Annotated in this window: 18 protein-coding genes; 7 read left to right on the top strand and 11 right to left on the bottom strand. The window is 67.0% G+C overall.

The annotated features are described in order from the left end of the window. Positions 1 to 17: 17 nt before the first annotated feature. The gene (gene trpD / locus E6A21_RS03340; RefSeq protein WP_138442736.1) at positions 18 to 1,076 is read right to left on the bottom strand and encodes an anthranilate phosphoribosyltransferase; all 1,059 of its coding nucleotides are present in this window, start codon (positions 1,074 to 1,076) and stop codon (positions 18 to 20) included. Between the two features lie 146 nt (positions 1,077 to 1,222). Between trpD and ctaE the strand changes: the two genes are divergently transcribed. From ctaE to qcrB, 4 genes are all read left to right on the top strand, one after another. Then, positions 1,223 to 1,888: an aa3-type cytochrome oxidase subunit III gene (gene ctaE / locus E6A21_RS03335; protein WP_171041249.1), complete on the top strand. Its 666-nt coding sequence runs from the start codon at positions 1,223 to 1,225 to the stop codon at positions 1,886 to 1,888. A gap of 78 nt (positions 1,889 to 1,966) precedes the next feature. Beyond that, complete coding sequence (gene qcrC / locus E6A21_RS03330; RefSeq protein ID WP_138442735.1) at positions 1,967 to 2,752, top strand: cytochrome bc1 complex diheme cytochrome c subunit; 786 nt, start codon at positions 1,967 to 1,969, stop codon at positions 2,750 to 2,752. Positions 2,753 to 2,845: 93 nt separating this feature from the next. Then, positions 2,846 to 3,901 (top strand): cytochrome bc1 complex Rieske iron-sulfur subunit, encoded by a 1,056-nt coding sequence (gene qcrA, locus E6A21_RS03325; RefSeq protein WP_138442734.1) that lies wholly within the window; start codon positions 2,846 to 2,848, stop codon positions 3,899 to 3,901. Continuing rightward, entirely contained in the window at positions 3,898 to 5,571 is a 1,674-nt protein-coding gene (qcrB, locus tag E6A21_RS03320) for a cytochrome bc1 complex cytochrome b subunit (protein ID WP_138442733.1), read from the top strand. Before qcrA ends, qcrB begins: the two co-directional genes overlap by 4 nt. Before the next feature lie 177 nt (positions 5,572 to 5,748). Here qcrB and E6A21_RS03315 read toward each other — a convergent pair whose 3' ends face one another. From E6A21_RS03315 to E6A21_RS03290, 6 genes are all read right to left on the bottom strand, one after another. Then, positions 5,749 to 6,483, bottom strand: a complete 735-nt coding sequence (locus E6A21_RS03315) for a GntR family transcriptional regulator (RefSeq protein WP_138443076.1) — start codon at positions 6,481 to 6,483, stop codon at positions 5,749 to 5,751. A gap of 233 nt (positions 6,484 to 6,716) precedes the next feature. Then, entirely contained in the window at positions 6,717 to 7,118 is a 402-nt protein-coding gene (locus E6A21_RS03310) for a cytochrome c oxidase subunit 4 (RefSeq protein WP_138442732.1), read from the bottom strand. Then, a complete protein-coding gene (gene ctaD, locus E6A21_RS03305; protein ID WP_138442731.1) occupies positions 7,118 to 8,836 on the bottom strand; it encodes an aa3-type cytochrome oxidase subunit I in 1,719 nt (572 codons plus the stop codon). Before ctaD ends, E6A21_RS03310 begins: the two co-directional genes overlap by 1 nt. Positions 8,837 to 8,846: 10 nt before the next feature. Then, positions 8,847 to 9,704 (bottom strand): aa3-type cytochrome oxidase subunit II, encoded by an 858-nt coding sequence (gene ctaC, locus E6A21_RS03300; protein WP_138442730.1) that lies wholly within the window; start codon positions 9,702 to 9,704, stop codon positions 8,847 to 8,849. A 213-nt stretch (positions 9,705 to 9,917) separates the two neighbouring features. After that, on the bottom strand, positions 9,918 to 10,283 hold the full coding sequence (locus E6A21_RS03295) for a HesB/IscA family protein (protein WP_138442729.1): 366 nt from the start codon (positions 10,281 to 10,283) through the stop codon (positions 9,918 to 9,920). 57 nt (positions 10,284 to 10,340) lie between these two features. Continuing rightward, on the bottom strand, positions 10,341 to 11,744 hold the full coding sequence (locus E6A21_RS03290; RefSeq protein WP_138442728.1) for a dipeptidase: 1,404 nt from the start codon (positions 11,742 to 11,744) through the stop codon (positions 10,341 to 10,343). Positions 11,745 to 11,838: 94 nt separating this feature from the next. Between E6A21_RS03290 and E6A21_RS03285 the strand changes: the two genes are divergently transcribed. Further along, on the top strand, positions 11,839 to 12,426 hold the full coding sequence (locus tag E6A21_RS03285; RefSeq protein ID WP_246036171.1) for a DUF3043 domain-containing protein: 588 nt from the start codon (positions 11,839 to 11,841) through the stop codon (positions 12,424 to 12,426). On the opposite strand, the gene E6A21_RS03280 is transcribed toward E6A21_RS03285, so the two are convergent. Beyond that, the gene (locus E6A21_RS03280; RefSeq protein WP_138442726.1) at positions 12,401 to 13,492 is read right to left on the bottom strand and encodes a quinone-dependent dihydroorotate dehydrogenase; all 1,092 of its coding nucleotides are present in this window, start codon (positions 13,490 to 13,492) and stop codon (positions 12,401 to 12,403) included. The genes E6A21_RS03285 and E6A21_RS03280 overlap by 26 nt on opposite strands. An 88-nt stretch (positions 13,493 to 13,580) precedes the next feature. Between E6A21_RS03280 and E6A21_RS03275 the strand changes: the two genes are divergently transcribed. Beyond that, positions 13,581 to 14,582 (top strand): alpha/beta hydrolase, encoded by a 1,002-nt coding sequence (locus E6A21_RS03275; RefSeq protein WP_171041248.1) that lies wholly within the window; start codon positions 13,581 to 13,583, stop codon positions 14,580 to 14,582. Positions 14,583 to 14,585: 3 nt separating this feature from the next. Here the strand turns inward: E6A21_RS03275 and E6A21_RS03270 are convergent, their stop codons facing one another. From E6A21_RS03270 to leuA, 3 genes are all read right to left on the bottom strand, one after another. Then, a complete protein-coding gene (locus tag E6A21_RS03270) occupies positions 14,586 to 15,383 on the bottom strand; it encodes an isoprenyl transferase (RefSeq protein ID WP_138443075.1) in 798 nt (265 codons plus the stop codon). Between the two features lie 2 nt (positions 15,384 to 15,385). Further along, positions 15,386 to 16,183, bottom strand: coding sequence for a DNA repair protein RecO (gene recO / locus E6A21_RS03265; RefSeq protein WP_138442724.1), 798 nt, complete (start codon positions 16,181 to 16,183; stop codon positions 15,386 to 15,388). Between the two features lie 65 nt (positions 16,184 to 16,248). Next, the gene (gene leuA, locus E6A21_RS03260) at positions 16,249 to 18,003 is read right to left on the bottom strand and encodes a 2-isopropylmalate synthase (RefSeq protein ID WP_138442723.1); all 1,755 of its coding nucleotides are present in this window, start codon (positions 18,001 to 18,003) and stop codon (positions 16,249 to 16,251) included. Between the two features lie 269 nt (positions 18,004 to 18,272). Here leuA and E6A21_RS03255 point away from each other — a divergent pair, with 269 nt between their 5' ends. Beyond that, positions 18,273 to 20,258: a M13 family metallopeptidase gene (locus tag E6A21_RS03255; RefSeq protein WP_138442722.1), complete on the top strand. Its 1,986-nt coding sequence runs from the start codon at positions 18,273 to 18,275 to the stop codon at positions 20,256 to 20,258. Positions 20,259 to 20,290 lie beyond the last annotated feature (32 nt).

Here is a 20,290-nt window from a genome sequence, read left to right as displayed (position 1 = left end):
CCCCGCTGGCAGCGGCGTCAGCCGCGGCTGAACTCCACCCAGGTCCGCAGGGACCGCGCGGCGGCTCCTGAATCGATGGCCTCTTCGGCCTTGCGCTTTGCAACCGCAAGCCGGTCGGTCAGGGGGCCTTCTGCCGTGAGGTCGAACGCGACGAGTCCGGCCGCGGCGTTGAGGACGACGGCGTCGCGCACCGGCCCCTTGTCGCCGTCGAGAACGCTGCGGACGACGGCGGCATTGTGCTGGGCGTCGCCGCCCCGGAGGGCATCGAGCGGGGCACGGGAGATTCCGAGATCGAGCGGATCGATGACCGACTCTTCGACATTCCCGTCGCGGACCTCCCACACACGGGAAGTGGTCGTGATGGTCAGCTCGTCAAGGCCGTCGTCGCCACGGAAGACGAGCCCCCTGCTCCCCCGGTTGGCAAGCACCCCGGCGATGAGAGGCGCCATGCGCGGATCTGCGGAGCCCACCGCCGACGCCTGGACGCGGGCCGGGTTGGTGAGCGGGCCCAGGATGTTGAAGGCAGTCGGGATCGCGAGCTCGCGGCGGGGCACCGCGGTGTGCCGGAAGGACGGGTGGAACACCTGGGCGAAGCAGAAGGTGATCCCGCATTCGACGGCCGACGCCGCGACCCGCTCCACACTCATGTCGAGCCGTACCCCGAGGGCCTCGAGGACGTCCGCCGAGCCGGCCGACGACGACGCGGCCCGGTTCCCGTGCTTCACGACCCTCGCCCCGGCCCCGGCCAAGACGAGCGCCGCCGTGCTCGAGATGTTCACAGTGTTCTGCTGGTCCCCGCCCGTGCCGACGATGTCCAGCTTCTCGCCCTCGACGGAGATCGGCGTGGCTCGGGCAACCATGGTGTCCACAAGGCCGGTCAGCTCCTCGACCGTCTCGCCTTTGGCCTTCAGGCCGACCAGGAAACCCGCGATCTGGGCCTCGGTCGCATTGCCGGACATGATCGTGTCCATGGCCCAGCTGGTCTGCTCCTGCGAGAGGTCCTGGCCCCTCACGAGGGATCCGATGAGGGTCCGCCAACTGTGCAGGGGGTTGGCTCCTTGGTCCTGAGTGGTCACTCCCTGATGCTATCCACCCACTTGTCCGCGGGCGAACGGATGACGGACGGGCCAGGTTCCGCGGAATTTCGAGGGTTTGTAGAAAAAGTTCCCAGAAGAGGCGGTTCGCGTTGGGCGAACCCGCCGTTTGTAGACATAATGTCCTTGTGACGACAGCGACTCATGCCCCGACAACCCCGGCACATCCCACGCTGAACCGCCCCAATATGGTCTCCGTCGGGACCGTGGTGTGGCTCTCGAGCGAGCTGATGTTCTTCGCCGGCCTCTTTGCCATGTACTTCACCCTCCGTGCGTCCGGTCAGATCTCGACGGGCGGAGCAGGGACCCTTGGCCTGTGGGCCACTGAGACGTCCCACCTGGACTTCCCCTACGCGCTGGTGAACACCATCGTGCTCGTCTCGAGCTCGTTCACCTGCCAGATGGGCGTGTTCGCCGCGGAGCGGCTCCAGGCGCGCCGGACCGGGGGCCTGTTCCAGTTCGCCCGGTGGGGCATGGTCGAGTGGTTCGTCCTGACGTTCCTCATGGGCGCATTCTTCGTCGCCGGGCAGGCCACCGAGTACACGACGCTCGTGTCGGAGCACATCACGCTCTCGTCGAACGCCTACGGCTCGGCCTTCTACATCACGACCGGCTTCCACGGCATGCACGTCATCGGCGGCCTCATCGCCTTCCTCTTCATCATCGGGCGGGCGTTCGCCGCGAAGCGCTTCGGGCACTATGAAGCTACGTCGGCCATCGTCACCTCGTACTACTGGCACTTCGTCGACGTCGTGTGGATCGGGCTCTTCCTGGTCATCTACGTCCTGAAGTAGCACATGCCGCTTCGGCCGGCAGCAGAACTTTGACAGCGCGCCCCAGCGGCCGCGGTACAGAAGGATAGGAACGATTACGTGAAGTCACTCTCACAGAAGCGGCGGCATCCGCTGGCAGTCGTGGCGCTGCTGGTCATGGGGCTCCTGCTGACCGGTGCCCTCTACTCGGTGGCGAGCTCCGCCAACAAGGCCAAAGCGGATACTGGATTCTCCGCTGCCGACGTGACCGCCGGGCAGAAGCTCTTCGTGGCGAACTGTGCCACGTGCCACGGCATGGGCGCGCAGGGCTCCCCCGCGGCGCCGTCGCTTGTCGGTGTGGGCGCCGCCGCTGTGGACTTCCAGGTGGGCACGGGACGTATGCCGATGGCGGCAAACGGCCCTCAGGCCGAGCAGAAGCCGGCCCAGTTCAATGACACGCAGACGCGTCAGCTCGCCGCGTATGTCGCGTCGCTCGGAGCCGGCCCGTCGCTTCCGGATCCGGCAATGACCGATGGCCAGGGCGACGCCACGCACGGTGGCGAGCTCTTCCGCGTGAACTGCGCAATGTGCCACAACGCTGCGGCTGCCGGCGGTGCGCTCACCCGAGGCAAGTTCGCTCCCCCGCTCGCTGGCGTCACGGCGCAGCACATCTACGAGGCGATGGAGACCGGACCTCAGAACATGCCCGTCTTCAGCGACGCGAACATCTCGCCTGAGGGCAAGCGCGACATCATCACCTACCTCCAGACCATCGAGAAGCAGGGTTCGCCGGGCGGCGCCGAGCTCGGAGGCCTCGGCCCCGTGTCGGAGGGCCTCTTCATGTGGGTCGCTGGTCTCGGCGTCATCATCGCCTTCACCATCTGGCTCACGTCCCGGACCTCCTGACGAAGGCCCGCTCACACGTTCGGCCGCCGACGCGGCCGATTGAATTGAACATCGTCCCCGGGGCCCCGGGGCACAGGAAGGATGAGGGGAATTATGGGCAACCCTAGTGACGGCGCCCCACAGCATGGGGGCACCGTAGCTACGGCTGGTCAGGCCGGGGGTGTGTTCGAGGATCCGGGGATCCCGCCGCACCGCCTGCGTCTGTCCGACACCGACCCCAAGGCCGCGAAGCGTGCTGAGCGCCAGGTCACCGCACTGTTCATCATTTCGGTGATCGGCACAGTGGTGTTCCTCGTCTCGTACTTCGCCATCGATCTCGGTCCCACTTCGACCGTTGACACGATTCGCACGCAGAACATTCTGCTGGGTCTCAGCACCGCCTTTGCGATGCTCGGGATTGGTACGGGCATCGTGCATTGGGCGAAGTCGCTGATGCCCGATCACGAGGTCTCGGAGGCGCGCCACGCGGTGCGCAACGAGGACGACCGCCAAGCCGCAGTCAAGATCGTCGACGACATCATCGAGGAGACCGGCATCAAGCGCCGCCCCCTCATCCGGAACACCCTCATCGGTGCTCTTGCGCTGGCTCCGCTGCCTGCCCTCGCCGTGTTCGGCGACCTCGGCCCCAACGCGACGGACATCCTCCGCCATACGATGTGGGCCCCGAACGCCCAGACCGGCAAGAAGGTCCGTCTCACCCGTGATCCTGACGGCACGCCGATCAGGGCAGCGGACGTCACCATCGGCTCGGCGTTCCACGTGATCCCCGAGGGTCTCAACGACCTGAAGGAGAACAGAAACAACGAGAAGGCCAAGGCCGTCGTCCTGCTGATGCGCCTGAACCCCGAGGATCTCCACATCTCACCGGGCCGCGAGACCTGGAGCTACAACGGCATCGTCGCGTACTCCAAGATCTGCACGCACGTCGGCTGCCCCGTTGCACTCTACGAGCAGCAGACCCACCACCTCCTGTGCCCGTGCCACCAGTCGACGTTCGACCTCACGCACGAGTGCCAGGTGATCTTCGGCCCGGCGAGCCGTCCGCTCCCGCAGCTGCCGATCGAAGTTGACTCTGACGGCTACCTCGTCGCCACGTCGGACTTCCACGAACCCGTTGGACCGAGCTACTGGGAGCGTGAGTACTCGTGAGCAGCACCCCTACCTCTTATCAGCCGCCGACGAAGGTCGGCCGCATCGCCGAATTCGTCGATCAGCGCACTGGCCTTTCCTCGGTCACGCGCGAGTTCGGCCGGAAGGTCTTCCCTGACCACTGGTCGTTCATGTTCGGCGAGGTCGCGCTCTACAGCTTCGTCATCCTGCTGCTGTCGGGCACGTTCCTGACCTTCTTCTTCAACCCGTCGATGGCGGAGACCACCTACCAGGGTGCGTACGTGCCGCTGCGCGGCATGGACATGTCTGTCGCGTACCAGTCGTCGCTGCACATCTCGTTCGAGATCCGCGGTGGCCTGTTCATGCGCCAGCTGCACCACTGGGCTGCTCTGCTCTTCGTAGCGGCGATGTCGGTGCACATGCTGCGCGTGTTCTTCACGGGCGCCTTCCGCAAGCCGCGCGAGATGAACTGGGTCATCGGTGGTGTCCTGCTCATCCTGGGCATGGCGGCCGGCTTCACGGGCTACTCGCTGCCTGACGACCTCCTCTCCGGCAACGGCCTGCGCATCATCGACGGCGTCGTGATGGCCATTCCGGTCATCGGCACGTGGATCTCGATGTTCCTCTTCGGCGGCGAGTTCCCCGGCACCGCGATCGTCGGTCGCCTCTACGTGCTCCACATCCTGCTCATCCCCGCGATGATCCTCGGACTGGTGGCCCTCCACCTCATCTTCGTCGTGGTCCACAAGCACACCCAGTACCCCGGCCCCGGCCGCAACGACCGCAACGTCGTCGGCTATCCCCTGGGTCCTGTGTACGCCGCCAAGGCCGGTGGCTTCTTCTTCATCGTCTTCGGCGTGCTCGCGGCCATGGCTGCAGCGTTCACGATCAACCCGATCTGGAACTACGGTCCTTACGACCCCTCCCCTGTTTCGGCTGGTACCCAGCCGGACTGGTATATCGGCTGGGTCGACGGCGCTCTGCGACTCATGCCGGGTGTCATCGGGGACATCGGGGGCTACCGCCAGCACTTCGAGTTCATGATCTTCAATCAGACGCTCTCGCTGAACATCCTGCTGCCGGCTCTCGTTCCCGCCGGCATCGTGTTCACGGTGCTGTTCATCTACCCGTGGCTCGAGCGGTGGATCACGAAGGACAATCGTGAGCATCACGTGCTCGACCGTCCCCGCAACGCACCGACCCGCACTGCGATCGGCATGGCCGGATTCACGTTCTACTGCGTCATGTGGGCGGCGGCGAGCTCCGACCTCATTGCCACCCACTTCCACGTGTCGCTCAACGACGTGACTTACTGGCTCCGCGCTCTGTTCTTCGTGGGTCCGATCATCGCCTTCACAGTCACGAAGCGAATCGCGCTCGGCCTCCAGAGGAAGGACCGCGAGATCGCGCTGCACGGGCGTGAGACGGGACGCATCGTACGTCTCCCCCACGGCGAGTTCATCGAGGTCCATGCTCCCGTGGACGAGTACAAGCGGTACCGCCTGGTCGCCTTCGAGTCGCCTCTCCCCCTTCCGGCGCAGCCGAATGCGAAGGGTGTCGTGGATCGTCGCGAGCGCCGCCGTGCGAAGCTCTCGAAGTGGTTCTTCGAGGATCGGGTCGCGCCGGTCTCGCCGGCCGAACTGGAAGCAGCCCACGCGCATGGCCATCACGAGGCCATCGAGTCGGCGCCTGCAGGCTCCGGCCACTGAATCCAAGCACTGAGCCGGAGGGCCCGGCACCGGTCATCACCGGTGCCGGGCCCTCCGGCTTCTTGCCTTGGTTCTCCTGCGAAGGGGCAGCGTTCGCGCTGTTCGGGGACACTCCCCTGTTCTTGCCGGTCGCCGGCCAGCGTCAGCGTGGCCTGAGCGTCCGCTGGAGAGCCGTTCTCAGCCTGTGAATCTCTGAGTGGAGTAGGTGCGCGGGGTCCGCACGCCAGGGCGCTGGAGCGGCACCCAGAGCTTGTATCGGTCTGCCCGGTAATACGAGACCGAATAGTCGACCATAGCCTTCGCGACGTAGGCGTGGCGTTGGATCTTCAGCAGCGGCGCTCCCATATCGACCTTGAGCAGGCGCGCGATGGACGGCGACGCCGCTGTGGCTTCGATCATGTCCTCCCCCCACTCCATGACGAGGCCGTACCGTTCGCTGAGCACCTGGTACAGCGACGTCGGAGGCTGGCCTTCGGTGAAGCCGGGCACGCGGTGGGCAAGAATGTAGTTCTCGTCGACGCTCATGGGCTCCTGATCGGCAAGCAGGAGCCGCCGAAAGCGGACCACGGCCGTTCCCTCGTCCACTTGGAGCTCCCTCGCCAAATGGGCGGAGGCCCCGATTTCCTCGAAGCTGAGCACCTTGGCGTCGGGAACCATCCCCCGGCGCTGCATCTCTTCGCTGTACGAGGTGAGCTTCATCTGGAGGTCGAGCTTGGGGCGGCTCACGAACGTCCCCAGCCCTACGATCCGGTCGAGCACTCCTTCTGCGACGAGGGCGTCGATAGCCTGCCGTACCGTCATGCGGGCGAGGCCGAAGCGGTGCGCGAGCTCGCGCTCTGAGGGAAGCGGAGCCCCGGGGGTCAGCTTCGTCTGAACGTGCTCGCGCAGGAGCTCGCGAAGCTGGACGTACATGGCAGTCTTCGAGGACCTGTCGAGCCTCCCGGCAATGCTGTCGGCGTCTTCCACGCGTTCCTCCTGATGACCCTGCACCACCAAGAAGGCTACACGCTCCCCAGCGTGGGTCTGCTCCTCTACCCCGGGTTGAAAGCTCCTTGAGACAACCAAAGGGCCCGGCATCCTGGTCTCAGGATGCCGGGCCCTTCCGAGGGGCCTAGGCGGCCGTCCTCAAGGTTCTCGGAGCAGGCTCAGTGAGCGTGGTCTCCGCGGCTGTACTCGAATACCCATCCGACGAGGGCGACGACGCCGATACCGGCGCCGACCAGCGTGATCCACCAGCCGATTGCGACTCCGAGAAGGGCCGTTGCAGCCGACGCGCCAAGCACGATCGGCCACCAGCTCCAAGGGCTGAAGTGGCCCTGCTCGCCAGCGCCCTCGTGCACCTCGGCGTCCTCACGGTCTTCGGGGCGAGCGCCGACACGACGCGCGGTCACTCCGAGGTAGGAACCGATCATGGCGGCGAGGCCGCCCAGGAGGAAGATGCCCATGATGCCGACCCACTCGGACCAGTGGGTCAGCCAGCCGTACACGATCGCGACTGGGATGAAGAAGAAGGCACCAAGCCCGAAGAGCCTCGATTCGATCTTCACTAGTGCGTTTCCTTCCGGTCAGCGGTCACGGCCGCGGCCGTCTGCGCGTGCTGGATCGAGCCTGCCATCGAGAGCTCCGGGTGATGGAGGTCAAGCGCCGGGCGCTCCGAACGGATACGAGGCAGCGACGTGAAGTTGTGGCGCGGCGGCGGGCACGAAGTGGCCCACTCGAGGGAAGCGCCGAAGCCCCACGGATCGTCGACGGTCACACGCTTGCCGCTGCGGGCGGTGATGTACACGTTCCAGAAGAACGGGATGAGCGACGCACCGAGGACGAACGAGGAGATCGTGGAGAACTGGTTCATCCAGGTGAAGCCATCCTGCGGCAGGTAGTCGGCGTACCGTCGCGGCATGCCCATGACGCCCAGCCAGTGCTGGATGAGGAACGTTCCGTGGAAGCCGATGAGCAGGAGCCAGAAGTGGATCTTGCCAAGCCGCTCGTTGAGCATCTTGCCCGTCCACTTGGGCCACCAGAAGTAGAACCCCGCGAACATAGCGAACACGACGGTTCCGAACACCACGTAGTGGAAGTGGGCGACGACGAAGTACGTGTCCGAGACGTGGAAGTCGAGCGGCGGCGAAGCCAGGATGATGCCAGTGAGGCCGCCGAAGAGGAACGTGATGAGGAAGCCGAGGCTCCACAGCATCGGAGTCTCGAAGGTGATCGAGCCCCGCCACATCGTTCCGATCCAGTTGAAGAACTTCACACCGGTCGGAACCGCGATGAGCATCGTCATGAAGGAGAAGAACGGCAGCAGCACGGCGCCGGTGACGTACATGTGGTGTGCCCACACTGTCACGGAGAGGGCGGCGATGGAGATCGTCGCGAAGACGAGGCCCTTGTAGCCGAAGATCGGCTTGCGGCTGAAGACGGGGAAGATCTCCGAGACGATGCCGAAGAACGGCAGCGCGATGATGTACACCTCGGGGTGGCCGAAGAACCAGAACAGGTGCTGCCAGAGAATGGCTCCGCCGTTCTCAGGGTCGAAGATGTGGGCGCCGAATCGACGGTCCGCGCCGAGGCCGAAGAGGGCGGCGGCGAGAGGCGGGAAGGCCATGAGCACGAGGATCGCGGTGATGAGCGTGTTCCACGTGAAGATCGGCATGCGCCACATCGTCATGCCGGGAGCACGCATGCAGATGATCGTCGTGATGAAGTTGACCGCGCCCAGAATGGTTCCGAAGCCGGACAGTGCCAGGCCGAAGACCCATAGATCACCGCCGATGCCCGGCGTGAACGTTGTGTCTGACAGTGGGGCGTAGGCGAACCACCCGAAGGACGCAGCCCCCTGGGGGGTGATGAAGCCGGCGACCGCAATCGAGGAGCCGAAGAGGAAGAACCAGAAGGCAAGCGCGTTGAGGCGCGGGAACGCGACGTCGGGAGCACCGATCTGGAGCGGCATGATCACGTTCGCGAAGCCGGCGAAGAGCGGCGTCGCGAACATGAGCAGCATGACCGTGCCGTGCATCGTGAAGAGCTGGTTGTACTGCTCCTTCGTCTGCAGGATCTGCATGCCGGGCTCGAAGAGCTCGGCCCGGATCAGGAGCGCCATCACGCCGCCGAGGCAGAAGAAGATGAACGACGCGATCAGGTACATGTACCCGATCGTCTTGTGGTCGGTCGAGGTGATCCAGTTGACGATGATGCGTCCCTTGGACCGCGGCACGACCGGCGCATTGAGTGCCCCGGCCGAGGGCGACTGTGTATAGGTAGCCACGATGATTCCCTTACTTCTGATTCAGATCCGGGTTGCGGTCGTACGTCGTGTCCAGCAGACCCTTGGGCAGCCCCGCGAGGTGAGCCTGGAAGTCGGCCTCCGAGACGACCTTCACGCGGAACAGCATCTCGGAATGGTATTCGCCGCAGAGCTCGGCACACTTGCCTTCGTACGTGCCCACCTTCTCCGGCGTGAAGTACATGGTGTTCGGGTGGCCCGGGATCACATCACGCTTCTGGAGGAACGCAGGGACCCAGAACGAGTGGATGACGTCACGCGATGTGAGGTCGAGCGTCACGGTCTTGCCGACGGGGAGGTAGAGCGTCGGGAGGGTGTTGAGATCAACTGGCGTGCCGTTGAGGTGCGTCTGGGTTCCCGCCTCGTAGGCGTTCTCCTTGATGATCCCGCCCTGCTTGTAGTTGAAGTCCCAGGACCACTGCTTGCCCACGACGTTGATCGTCACGTCGGGGTTGGCGTTGGGGTTGTCGATCGCGCGCTGGTCACGGTCGGTGAAGTAGAAGAAGACCACGACGAGGAAGAGGGGGATCGCCGTGTAGAAGATCTCGAGCGGCAGGTTGTAGCTCGTCTGGCGGGGGAAGCCGACTGTTCCCTTCCGCCTGCGGTACGCGATGATGCACCAGAGGATCAGGCCCCACGTGACGGCGCCGACCGCGAGGGCAGCGATCCACGAGTTGACCCAGAGGTCGGTGACCATGCCTGTGTTGCTAGTCGTATCCCGCGATCCCGGCAGCCAGCCGTTCTGTACCTGACTTGTACATCCAGACAGTGCGAGCGCTCCTGCAACGGCAACGGAAGCTACCGTGATGATTCGAGTGCGCTGGCTGCTGGTTCGGTTCTGCGACCTCACAGACGGCCCTTCCTCTTGATGCTTCGGCCGGCTCTCTCGGCCACGGAAATACCCGCAGCAACTCGCTCCCCGGCGGCATAGTTTTACTACTCGGTGTAGAGCTTACAGCCATCGCAAAGGAATTACCCACATCCTGCACATGCACGTCGGCCGTGCCTTCCGGGCCCCTGAGGGGCTGTCAGAAGACACGGCCGACATGCACGCGGCAACAGGTCAGTGGAACGAGTCGCCGCACGCGCACGAACCCTGCGCGTTGGGGTTGTCGATCGTGAATCCCTGCTTCGAGATGGTGTCCTCGAAGTCGATGCTCGCGCCCGCGAGGTAGGGCACGCTCATCTTGTCCACCACGACCTCGACACCGTCGAAGTCACGGACAGCGTCACCGTCGAGGAGCCGCTCGTCGAAGTAGAGCTGGTAGATGAGGCCCGAGCATCCGCCCGGCTGGACGGCGACCCGCAGGCGGAGATCGGTGCGGCCCTCCTGCTCAAGCAGGCTGCGGACCTTGCCCGCAGCGACCTCGGTGAGGGTCACTTCGTGCGAGCCGATGGCCTCGGTCGTCTCGTTGGTTGCAGTGCTCATTCCATACCCTTCCCTCTGTCCCTTGCTTCCATGCTACGGCGGCGTCGGCGATAGGCGCTAACCCTTCCTAGCGCCCAACGCGGCCAGCACGAGCGCCTCCGCGACGATGCACCGCTTGAATTCCTCGACATGCAGCGACTCGTTGGCGCTGTGCGCCCTGCTGTCGGGGTCCTCCACTCCGGTGATGAGGACCTCGGCGGCAGGGAACACCTCCTTCAAATCTGCAACAAAGGGAATGGAGCCTCCCATTCCCATCTGGACAGGATCCACCCCCCACGCGCTGCGGAGGGCGTCGAGCGCTACACGGGCGGCGGGCGAGCCGGTGTCCGCAAGGTAGGGGTTGCCCCGCTCCCCCGGTGTGAACTCGAGCTTGGCTCCGAAGGGCACGTGGGCCTCGAGGTGGCGCCGCACGGCGTCCATGGCCGCGTCGGGGTCCTGCCCGGGCGCGAGGCGGAGGCTGAACTTCGCTCGGGCAGCCGGCTGGATCGTATTGGAGGAGACGGCGACTGCTGGCGCGTCGATGCCGATGATCGAGAGCGCGGGACGGCTCCAGAGCCTGGCCGCGATGCTTCCGCTCCCCGCGAGCCGGACGCCGTCGAGCACCCCGGCGTCCGCGCGGTACTGCTCTTCCGGGTACTCCACATCAGGGTCGGCGGCCGCCACGAGGCCGGAGACTGCGACGTTCCCTTCCTCGTCGTGGAGCGTCGCGATGAGCCGAGCCAGCAGGGTCGGCGCGTCGAGCACGGGTCCCCCGAAGACCCCGGAGTGGACCGCGTGGCTCAGCACACGGACTTCGAACGTCCCGTCCACGAGTCCGCGCAGGCTCGTCGTGAGCGCTGGCGTGCCCACCGACCAGTTGCTCGAGTCCGCCACGACGATGACATCGGCCGCCAGTCGCTCGCGGTACGTCTCGAGGAACTTCCGGAAGCTCGGCGACCCGGCCTCCTCCTCGCCTTCCACGAAGAGCGTCACACCCACCCCCGCTGCGTCGCTGAGGACTTCCGAGACGGCGCGCCAGGCGGCGAGATGGACCATGACGCCGGCCTTGTCGTCCGCGACGCCGCGTCCGAACACTCGGGCGCCGCGCACCTCGGGGGTGAATGGCGCCGAGTTCCAGAGGGAGAGGTCCCCCGGTGGCTGCACGTCGTGGTGGGCGTACAGCAGGACGGTCGGCTTGCCGGGCGCGGCGGCGCGGCGTGCGACGACGGCTGGTCCCCCTGGCTTGCCGTCCGGCCGCTCGGCCCGGAGGATCTCGACGCCGTCGAGCCCGGCTGCGGCGGCGAGCTTGGCGACGGCTTGGGCGCTCCGCTCGAGCTCGCCCGGGTCGAAGGCATCCCACGCGATGCCCGGGATGGACGCGAGCTCCATGAGCTCCGCGAGAGTGGCGTCGAAGCGGCGCTCGACTGCCTTCCGGAGCTCACTGACGACATCCGGCGCGAGGGCTGGCGAATCTGAAATCATGGCTTCACAGTACAAGCCGCGTGTTGGGGCATCAACGGTCGGCCCGCTCCAGTCGACGCGCCGCCCGAGCCCTCTCGACGGCTATCCTTGAGTGGTGTTTGGACGAAAGAACGAGCCCGCCGTCGAGAGCGCCGGGCAGCCTGAGGAGAAGCCGACTGCCCCGCTCGTCGGCAAGGGGGCGCCGACCCCCCGGCGCAAGGACCGGGAGGCGGCCCGCCGTCGTCCGCTCGTGCCCACTGACCGGAAGGCGTCGCGCGCAGCCGAACGGCAGGCTGCGGCCGACGAGCGGATGCGAGTGCGCCAGGCCCTACAGACAGGCGACGAACGCCACCTTCCGCTCAAGGACCGTGGACCGCAGAAGCGCTTTGCACGTGACACCGTCGACGCTCGCATCAACATCGGCGAGTACCTCATGTTCGGCGCGCTTGCGTTCGTCGTGATCTCGTTCATCGTCCCCCAAGCGAGCGCCGCGCAGGTCTACATCCTCGCCGCGTTCTGGATCGTCTTCATCCTCGTCATCCTCGACACGCTCTGGCTTTCGCGCATCCTCAAGAAGCGGCTGACGGCGAAGTTCGGCGAGGTCGAGCGTGGGACCGTGTGGTACGGGTCGATGCGGGCGCTGCAGTTCCGGCCGCTCCGGCTGCCGAAGCCTCAGGTCACGCGCGGGCAGTACCCTTCGTGACCACCCCCGCCTTGGCGAGCTCACGGTTCACCGAGGCGGCCCAGAACGGACCTTCGTAGAGGAAGGCCGTGTAGCCCTGGACAAGGCTCGCCCCTGCGGCGAGCCTTTCCTGTATGTCGGAGGCGGTCTCGACGCCGCCGACCGACACGAGGGCCAGCCGGTCCCCCACGACAGCGGAGAGCCTGCGCAGCACCTCGAGCGAGCGCCTCTTGAGCGGAGCACCCGAAAGGCCCCCTGCCCCGCAGGCTTCGACCGCAGCCTGATCGCTGACGAGGCCTTCGCGTCCGATGGTGGTGTTCGTCGCGATGATCCCGTCGAGGCCGAGGTCGAGCGCGAGCCGGGCGACGTCGTCGATATCGTCGTCGGAGAGGTCCGGAGCGATCTTGACGAGGAGCGGAACCGGACGGCCGGCGGAAGCCGACGACTCCTCACGCACTGCCTCGAGAAGGGGGCGCAGGCTCTCGACGCTCTGGAGGAGCCGGAGACCGGGGGTGTTGGGCGAGCTGACGTTGACCACGAGGTAGTCGGCATGCGGCGCGAGCGCGCGGGCACTCTTGCGGTAGTCCTCTGCCGCCTCCTCGAGCGGAACGACCTTCGACTTGCCGATGTTGATTCCAATGATGGGGCGGTGAGCGCCGTAGCGCCGTTCGAGGGCCCGGCGTGCGGCGGCGATCCGCGGCGCAACGGCCGTGGCGCCGTCGTTGTTGAAGCCCATGCGGTTCACGACCGCGCGGTCCGGAATGAGCCGGAAGAGGCGCGGTTTGGGGTTTCCGGGCTGGGCCCGACCGGTGATCGTGCCCACCTCGATATGCCCGAAGCCGAGCGCCGCAAGGGCCTCGATGCCCTTCCCCTCCTTGTCGAAGCCTGCGGCGAGTCCGAAGGGCGACGGGAACTCGACCCCGAACGCCTTGGTCCGCAGCGACTCGGCGGGGAAGGCGAAACGCTCAATCACTCGGCCGGCCCCCACCGCGTGGACTGCACGGATGGCTTCGAACCCGATCCGGTGGGCGCGTTCTGCGTCCATCCAGGAGAACGCGGCACGGAAGAAGAGGGGGTAGAGACGCATGCCCCAAGTCTCCCCCAGCCGCAGTCCGCGCGACAAAACGGCACCTATCCTTCAAATGGGTTCTTCAGGTGTGCGGCGAGGAGGGGAGATGGAGGACTGGAGAGCGGACTTCCTGGGGGCGGGATTCGAGCAGCGTGCGCTGCTGGCGGACTCGGGTCCGGCGGGAACGCTTGTCCGTTTCGTGCACTCGGCAGCGGGCCGGGACGACGGGGATTCAGCCCGGGCCCGGCCAGCCGTGCAGAACACAGCGCTCCTGTGCGACACGGCCCTCCTGTACGTCCACGGCTGGAGCGACTACTACTTCAACACGGAACTCGCGGAGTTCGCCGTGGCACGCGGGTGGCGGTTCTACGCCCTCGACCTCCCCGAGCATGGACGAAGCCTTCGTCCCGGCGGCCGGCCCGGCTACGTGCCCTCCGCGGAGCACTATCTCGAGAGCATCGAGGCAGCCCTCGATGCCGTCGAGGGGGAAGGCGCAACCCGCGTCGTGCTCATGGGTCATTCCACCGGCGGCCTAGCCGTCGCCCTGGAAGCCCAGCGGCGCCCTGAGCGGCTTTCAGCGCTCGTCCTGAGCAGTCCCTGGCTCGTGCCCCACGGCGGCCGCACCGCTGGGCGGATGCTCGAGTTGGCTCTGGCAGCGCGGGCGACGGCGAACCCGGACCAGGTCATACCCCTCCCCTCCCGCGGCTACTTCTGGCGGGCGGTCGCCCGGGAGGCAGGCGGCGAATGGGACCTGCGCGAGGATCTCCGGCCCCGGACGGCCTTTCCCATCAGGGCCGGCTGGCTCTACGGGGTCCTCTCGGCCCAACGCGAACTCTTGGCCGGCCCGCGCATCGCGATTCCCGCCGTCCTCCTCGCCTCGACGCGCAGCGACACCGGGCTGATCTGGCGCGAGCACATGCGATGGCGCGACGCGGTCCTCGCGATCGGTCCGATGCGCCGCGCGGCGAGGGCCGTGTGCCAGTCGCTCGACGAACTGCTCGTCGAGGGCGGACTGCACGACGTGCTGCTCTCGGCCCCGAGCGTCCGGCGGGGGGCGTATGCACGCCTCGGCGCGTGGTTCGACAGCGTGCTCGGTGCCTCCGGCTGAGTGTCAGGCCCCAGGGGCTCGATCGACGGCGCCGCCGTACCGACGGTCACGCCGCGCGTAGATCTCGACGGCCTCCCAGAGGGTGCGCCTGTCGACGTCAGGCCACAGGGTGTCCATGAAGACCATCTCGGCATAGGCCGACTGCCACAGCATGAAGTTGCTCAGGCGCTGCTCCCCCGAGCTCCGCAGGAACAGGTCGATGTCCGGCAGGTCCGGCTCGTCGAGATAGCGCTGCACCGTCTTCTCGGTGACAGAGCGCGGGCTGAGCGTGCCCGCGGCGACGTCGCGGGCGATGGCCGCCGCGGCGTCGGCGATCTCCGCCCTGCCGCCGTAGTTCACGCACATCGTGAGGTGGCACTTCGTGTTGCCGCGGGTGAGTTCCTCGGCCTCTTCCAGTTCGCGGATGACCGAGCCCCAGAGCTTGGGGCGCCGGCCCGCCCATCGCACCCGCACACCCCAGGAGTTCATCGTGTCGCGCTGCCGGCGAAGGACGTCGCGGTTGAAGCCCATGAGGAAACGGACCTCCTCCGGTGACCGCCGCCAGTTCTCGGTCGAGAACGCGTACACCGACACGTATTCGATGCCGATCTCGATCGCACCCGCGACTACGTCCAAGAGGGCCGGCTCCCCCGCCCTGTGGCCCTCGATGCGGGGAAGCCCCCGTTGGTTGGCCCAGCGGCCATTGCCGTCCATGACGATGGCGACGTGGCGCGGGACGAACTCTTGGGGGATCGCCGGGGGCCGGGCCCCCGAGGGGTGCGGATAGGGGGCCACCGTGGGGTGCGCCTGGCGGCGGGTCATTCTCACGTGCTGCTGGTCTCCTGTCGGATCGGGGAGGAATCAGGCTCGGCGTTCCGCTCGACGAGCCTGAGCGAGCGGACAGCGCGCTCGAGGTGCCACTGGACATACGCGGCCACGAGGCCCGAGGCCTCCCGGCGGCTGCCCGAGGCCGACGGATCCGCAACCGACCAGTCTCCGGAGAGGAGGGCAGCGAGCAGCCGCACCGTCTCGGGAGCAGGCGACGGAGATCCGGGCGGGCGGCACTCGTGGCAGACGATGCCGCCGAGGGCCGCGGAGAAGGCAGAATGCGGTCCGGGCTCCCCGCAGCGCGCGCAGTCCGTGAAGCTCGGCGCCCACCCCGCCGTCGACAGGGCGCGCAGGAGGTACGAGTCGAGGATGAGCTCCGGAGCGTGCGCACCTCGGCTCAGCGCGGCGAGCGCCCCGACAAGGAGCTGATAGTGCGGGAGTGAGGCTTCGCCGTCGTTTGCGGTGAGGCGTTCAGCCGTCTCGGCCATGGCGGCCGCCGCAGTGTAGCGGGAATAGTCTGCGGCAATGTCCTGACCGTAGGTTCCCCTGGCCACTGCCTGGCCCACCACCTCGAGGGAGCGCCCGCGCACGAGCTGGACGTCGGCGACCATGAATGGCTCGAGCCTCGCGCCGAAGCGACTGCCCGTTCGCCGCACCCCGCGCGCCACAGCACGGACCTGCCCGTGATGCTTCGTGAGGAGCACGATGATGCGATCGGCCTCGCCGAGCCGGTGGGTGCGGAGGACGACGCCGTCGTCGCGGTAGCTCCGCGCAGCGAACGTCGATTCGGCCATGGAGCCTATTCTCCCACCGGTGCGCGCGGTGCCCCACCCGGACCGGGCGGGGCACCGCACGAGGGTCAGGCGCCGACTGCGTCCGCGTCCCGCAGAGCGCGATTGACCGCAGAGATGACTGCCTTGAGCGCGGCGAGGCTCGTATTCGCGTCGATGCCCACCCCCCACAGGATGCGTTCGCCGATCCCGCATTCGACGTAGGCGGCGGCACGCGCGCTGCCGCCTTCCGAGAGGGCGTGCTCCGTGTAGTCGAGGACGCGGACGTCCACGCCCTCGGAGGAGAAGATGTCGAGGAGGGCTGCGATGGGGCCATTGCCGGTTCCCGTGCGCCGGACGTGGGTGCCGTCGACGCGGAGACCCGCCTCGAGCGTCATGGTGCCGTCCTCGGCGGTCTCGGTGCTCACGGAGGTCAGAGCGTATCGGCCCCACGCCTTGCCCCCGTCCGCGGACGCCGCAGGGAGGTACTCGTCGCTGAAGATGTCCCACAGGACAGACGGGCTCACCTCGCCGCCCGCCGTGTCGGTGTGCTGCTGGATGACGCGCGAGAACTCGATCTGGGCACGGCGCGGCAGGTCGAGGTTGTGCTCGTTCTTGAGCAGGTAGGCTACCCCGCCCTTGCCCGACTGCGAGTTGACCCGGATGACTGCCTCGTACGAGCGGCCCACATCCTTCGGGTCGATCGGCAGGTACGGAACCTGCCACGTGAACTCGTCGACCGGAACGCCTGCGCGCGCGGCATCGCGCTCGAGCGCCTCGAAGCCCTTCTTGATGGCGTCCTGATGGGAGCCCGAGAACGCCGTGAAGACGAGGTCGCCGCCGTACGGCGACCGCTCCGCCACCGGCAGCTGGTTGCAGTACTCGACGGTGCGCCGGATCTCGTCGATGTTGGAGAAGTTGATCATCGGGTCGACGCCCTGCACGAACAGGTTCAGGCCGAGGGTGACGAGATCGACGTTGCCGGTGCGCTCGCCGTTGCCGAACAGGCACCCCTCGATCCGGTCCGCACCTGCGAGATAGCCGAGCTCCGCGGCGGCGACGCCCGTGCCACGGTCGTTGTGCGGGTGCAGGGAGAGGATGATGCCCTCCCGCGGCTTCAGATTGCGGCTCATCCACTCGATCGAGTCGGCGTAGACGTTGGGAGTCGCCATCTCCACCGTCGCCGGCAGGTTGATGATGACTTGGCTGTCGGCGGACGCCTCGAAGATCTCGGCGACCTTGTTGCATACCCGGGCCGCGTACTCCAGCTCCGTCCCGGTGAAGGATTCCGGCGAGTACTCGTACGTGATGTGCGTGTCGGGGAGCGTCTCCTGGTACTTCTTGCACAGGAGTGCGCCCTGCACGGCGATGTCGAGGATGCCCTCCTCGTCGGAGTTGAACACGACGCGGCGCTGCAGCACCGATGTCGAGTTGTAGAGGTGCACGATCGCGCTCTTCGCCCCGACCAGCGACTCGTAGGTGCGCTCGATGAGATGTTCGCGCGCCTGGGTGAGGACTTGGATTGTCACGTCGTCGGGGATGTGGCCCCCCTCGATCAGCTGGCGGACGAAGTCGAAGTCCGTCTGGGAGGCCGAAGGGAAGCCCACCTCGATCTCCTTGTAGCCCATCTGGACGAGGAGCTTGAACATCTTGAGCTTGCGTGCCGGGCTCATGGGGTCGATGAGCGCCTGGTTGCCGTCCCTCAGGTCGACGGCGCACCAGCGGGGCGCCTTCTCGATGCGCTTGTCCGGCCAAGTCCGATCCGGCAGATCGACCGTGATCTGCTCGTGGAACGGGAGGTAGCGGTGGACGGGCATGCCCGAGGGCTTCTGTGCGTTGCGCATGGTTTTACTGTAGGCCTTTCTCAAAAGCTGGGATCCTCCGGGCCGGGCGTCAGAAAACTCCGCGGCGGGGATCCGGCCTACGCCGTGTCGGAACTGTGGTCCGTCGTCCGGCTACTGGGCCCCGCCACGGCAGCTAAGAAGGAGAAGGCGCTGCGCGTGTGGCACAGCGTCACGATAGCACGGCCTCCAGAGCGTCCGGGCGAGCAGCCCCGCCTTCGGCCGGCTGCCTGCCTAAGATGAAGCCATCCGAGCATGCCTGAGGAGGCACCATGACAGACAGCCCTGTCGCGCCGTCCAGCCCTGTCGCCCCGTCCGGCGTCGACCGCGAGTTCTTCGACGAGACTGTCCGAGCCCAGGACGACCTGTACCGACACGTCAACGGTGCGTGGCTCCGCGAGACCCAGATCCCGTCTGACCGGGCCTTGGTCGGTACCTTCGTGCAGCTCCGCGACCGCGCCGAGGAAGACGTGCGCGCCCTCATCGAGGAGCTCGCCGAAAGCGAGCACGCCCCGGGTTCCGACGAGGAGAAGATCGGTGCGCTGTACCGATCGTTCATGGACGAGGAGCGCGTCGCCGAGCTTGGCTCCGAGCCGCTCAAGGCGCTGCTCGCCGAGGTGGACGCGATCGCCGACGCCGAGGAGCTCGTGCGTACCTCGGCGCGGTTGGGGCGCGGTGGCAGCGAAGGGCTGTTCGGATACTATGCGGCCCCCGACGCCGGGAATCCCGACCGGGTGCTCCTGTACCTCTCGCAGGGCGGCCTCGGCCTCCCGGACGAGTCGTACTACCGCGAGGAGCGGTTCGCCGAAGTCCGCGAGTCCTACCGCACCTACCTCGCCGACGTCTTCGCCCTCGTGGGCCGGACGTCGCCCGCCGAGGATGCGGCCGCCGTCGTTCGCCTCGAGGAGAGGCTCGCGCGACTGCACTGGGACCGGGTGACGCTGCGCGATCCGCAGAAGACCTACAACCTGTTCACCCAGGAGGAAGCGACCACCGTCTTCCCGCACTTCGTGACGTGGGCGGAGGCAACCGGCGTCGAGGACCACGCCCGGGCGGAGCTCGTCGTCGGAAACCCGGACTTCCTCTCGGGCATCGGCCCCATGCTCGCCGAGGTGCCCCTCGACGAGTGGAAGCTCTGGCTCACGGCCCACGTGGTCTCCGCGTCGGCACCGTACCTCTCGCCCGAATTCGTCGACCGCCACTTCGCCTTCTACGGCACGGTACTGAGCGGGACCCCGGAGAACAAGGAGCGGTGGAAGCGCGGCGTCGCGACCGTGGAGAACGGGCTCGGGATGGCGGTGGGGCGCCTGTACGTCGAGCGCCACTTCCCGGCGGAGCACAAGGAATCGATGCAGAAGCTCGTCGCCGACATCGTCGAGGCGTATGGGCAGAGCATCTCCGTCCTCTCCTGGATGGGCCCGGAGACCCGTGAGCGGGCGCTCGAGAAGCTCGAGGCCTTCCACCCGAAGATCGGCTACCCGGACGAGTGGATCGACTTCTCCGCCGTCGAGATCGACGAGAAGGACCTCCTCGGCAACGTGCGCCGCGCCCACGCCGGCGAGCTCGACCGGCTGCTCGATGAGATCGGGAAGCCCGTCGACCGCATCAAGTGGCTCATGACCCCCCAGACCGTCAACGCGTACTACCACCCGCTCATGAATGAGATCGTCTTCCCCGCAGCGATCCTCCAGCCGCCGTTCTACCACCCGGGCGCGGACCCCGCCGTCAACTACGGAGGCATCGGGGCCGTCATCGGGCATGAGATCGGACACGGGTTCGACGATCAGGGCTCGCAGTTCGACGGGACCGGAGCACTTCGCAACTGGTGGACGGACGCAGACCGGGAGGCCTTCGACGCCCTGACCGCGAAGCTCGTCGAGCAGTTCGAAGTCCTCTCCCCCAGCGAAGCCCCGGGGCACACCGTGAACGGCAAGCTGACCCTCGGCGAGAACATCGGGGACCTGGGGGGCCTGGGCATCGCGTTCAAGGCCTACCGCCTCCACCTCGGCGGCACGGAGGCGCCCGTCATCGACGGGCTGACCGGCGCACAGCGCTTCTTCATCTCATGGGCCACGGTCTGGCGCCAGGTGTGCCGTCCCGAGGAGTCCATCCGCAGGCTCGCGATCGACCCCCACTCCCCCAACGAATTCCGCACCAACGTCATCGCCAAGAACCTCACGGCATTCCACGAGGCCTTCGAGGTCAGCGAAGGCGACGGCATGTGGCTCCCGCCCGAGGAGCGCGTCGAGATCTGGTAGACCCGCCCCCAGACGGCGAAAGGCCCCGGCAT

Origin of the sequence: Sinomonas susongensis (assembly GCF_005877005.1) — a bacterium.
Taxonomy (GTDB): Bacteria; Actinomycetota; Actinomycetes; order Actinomycetales; family Micrococcaceae; genus Sinomonas; species Sinomonas susongensis.
Note: the sequence above shows the minus strand (reverse complement) of the source record. Positions and strands in the feature narration are given on the sequence as shown.

What these genes read in the sequence shown, in the direction of transcription:
- qcrA (WP_138442734.1), top strand. Translation starts at nt 2,846, where the DNA reads ATGGGCAACCCTAGTGACGGCGCCCCACAGCATGGGGGCACCGTAGCT.
- E6A21_RS03315 (WP_138443076.1), bottom strand. Translation starts at nt 6,483, where the DNA reads ATGTACGTCCAGCTTCGCGAGCTCCTGCGCGAGCACGTTCAGACGAAG.
- E6A21_RS03295 (WP_138442729.1), bottom strand. Translation starts at nt 10,283, where the DNA reads ATGAGCACTGCAACCAACGAGACGACCGAGGCCATCGGCTCGCACGAA.
- E6A21_RS03290 (WP_138442728.1), bottom strand. Translation starts at nt 11,744, where the DNA reads ATGATTTCAGATTCGCCAGCCCTCGCGCCGGATGTCGTCAGTGAGCTC.
- E6A21_RS03280 (WP_138442726.1), bottom strand. Translation starts at nt 13,492, where the DNA reads ATGCGTCTCTACCCCCTCTTCTTCCGTGCCGCGTTCTCCTGGATGGAC.
- E6A21_RS03275 (WP_171041248.1), top strand. Translation starts at nt 13,581, where the DNA reads ATGGAGGACTGGAGAGCGGACTTCCTGGGGGCGGGATTCGAGCAGCGT.
- E6A21_RS03270 (WP_138443075.1), bottom strand. Translation starts at nt 15,383, where the DNA reads ATGACCCGCCGCCAGGCGCACCCCACGGTGGCCCCCTATCCGCACCCC.
- recO (WP_138442724.1), bottom strand. Translation starts at nt 16,183, where the DNA reads ATGGCCGAATCGACGTTCGCTGCGCGGAGCTACCGCGACGACGGCGTC.
- leuA (WP_138442723.1), bottom strand. Translation starts at nt 18,003, where the DNA reads ATGCGCAACGCACAGAAGCCCTCGGGCATGCCCGTCCACCGCTACCTC.
- E6A21_RS03255 (WP_138442722.1), top strand. Translation starts at nt 18,273, where the DNA reads ATGACAGACAGCCCTGTCGCGCCGTCCAGCCCTGTCGCCCCGTCCGGC.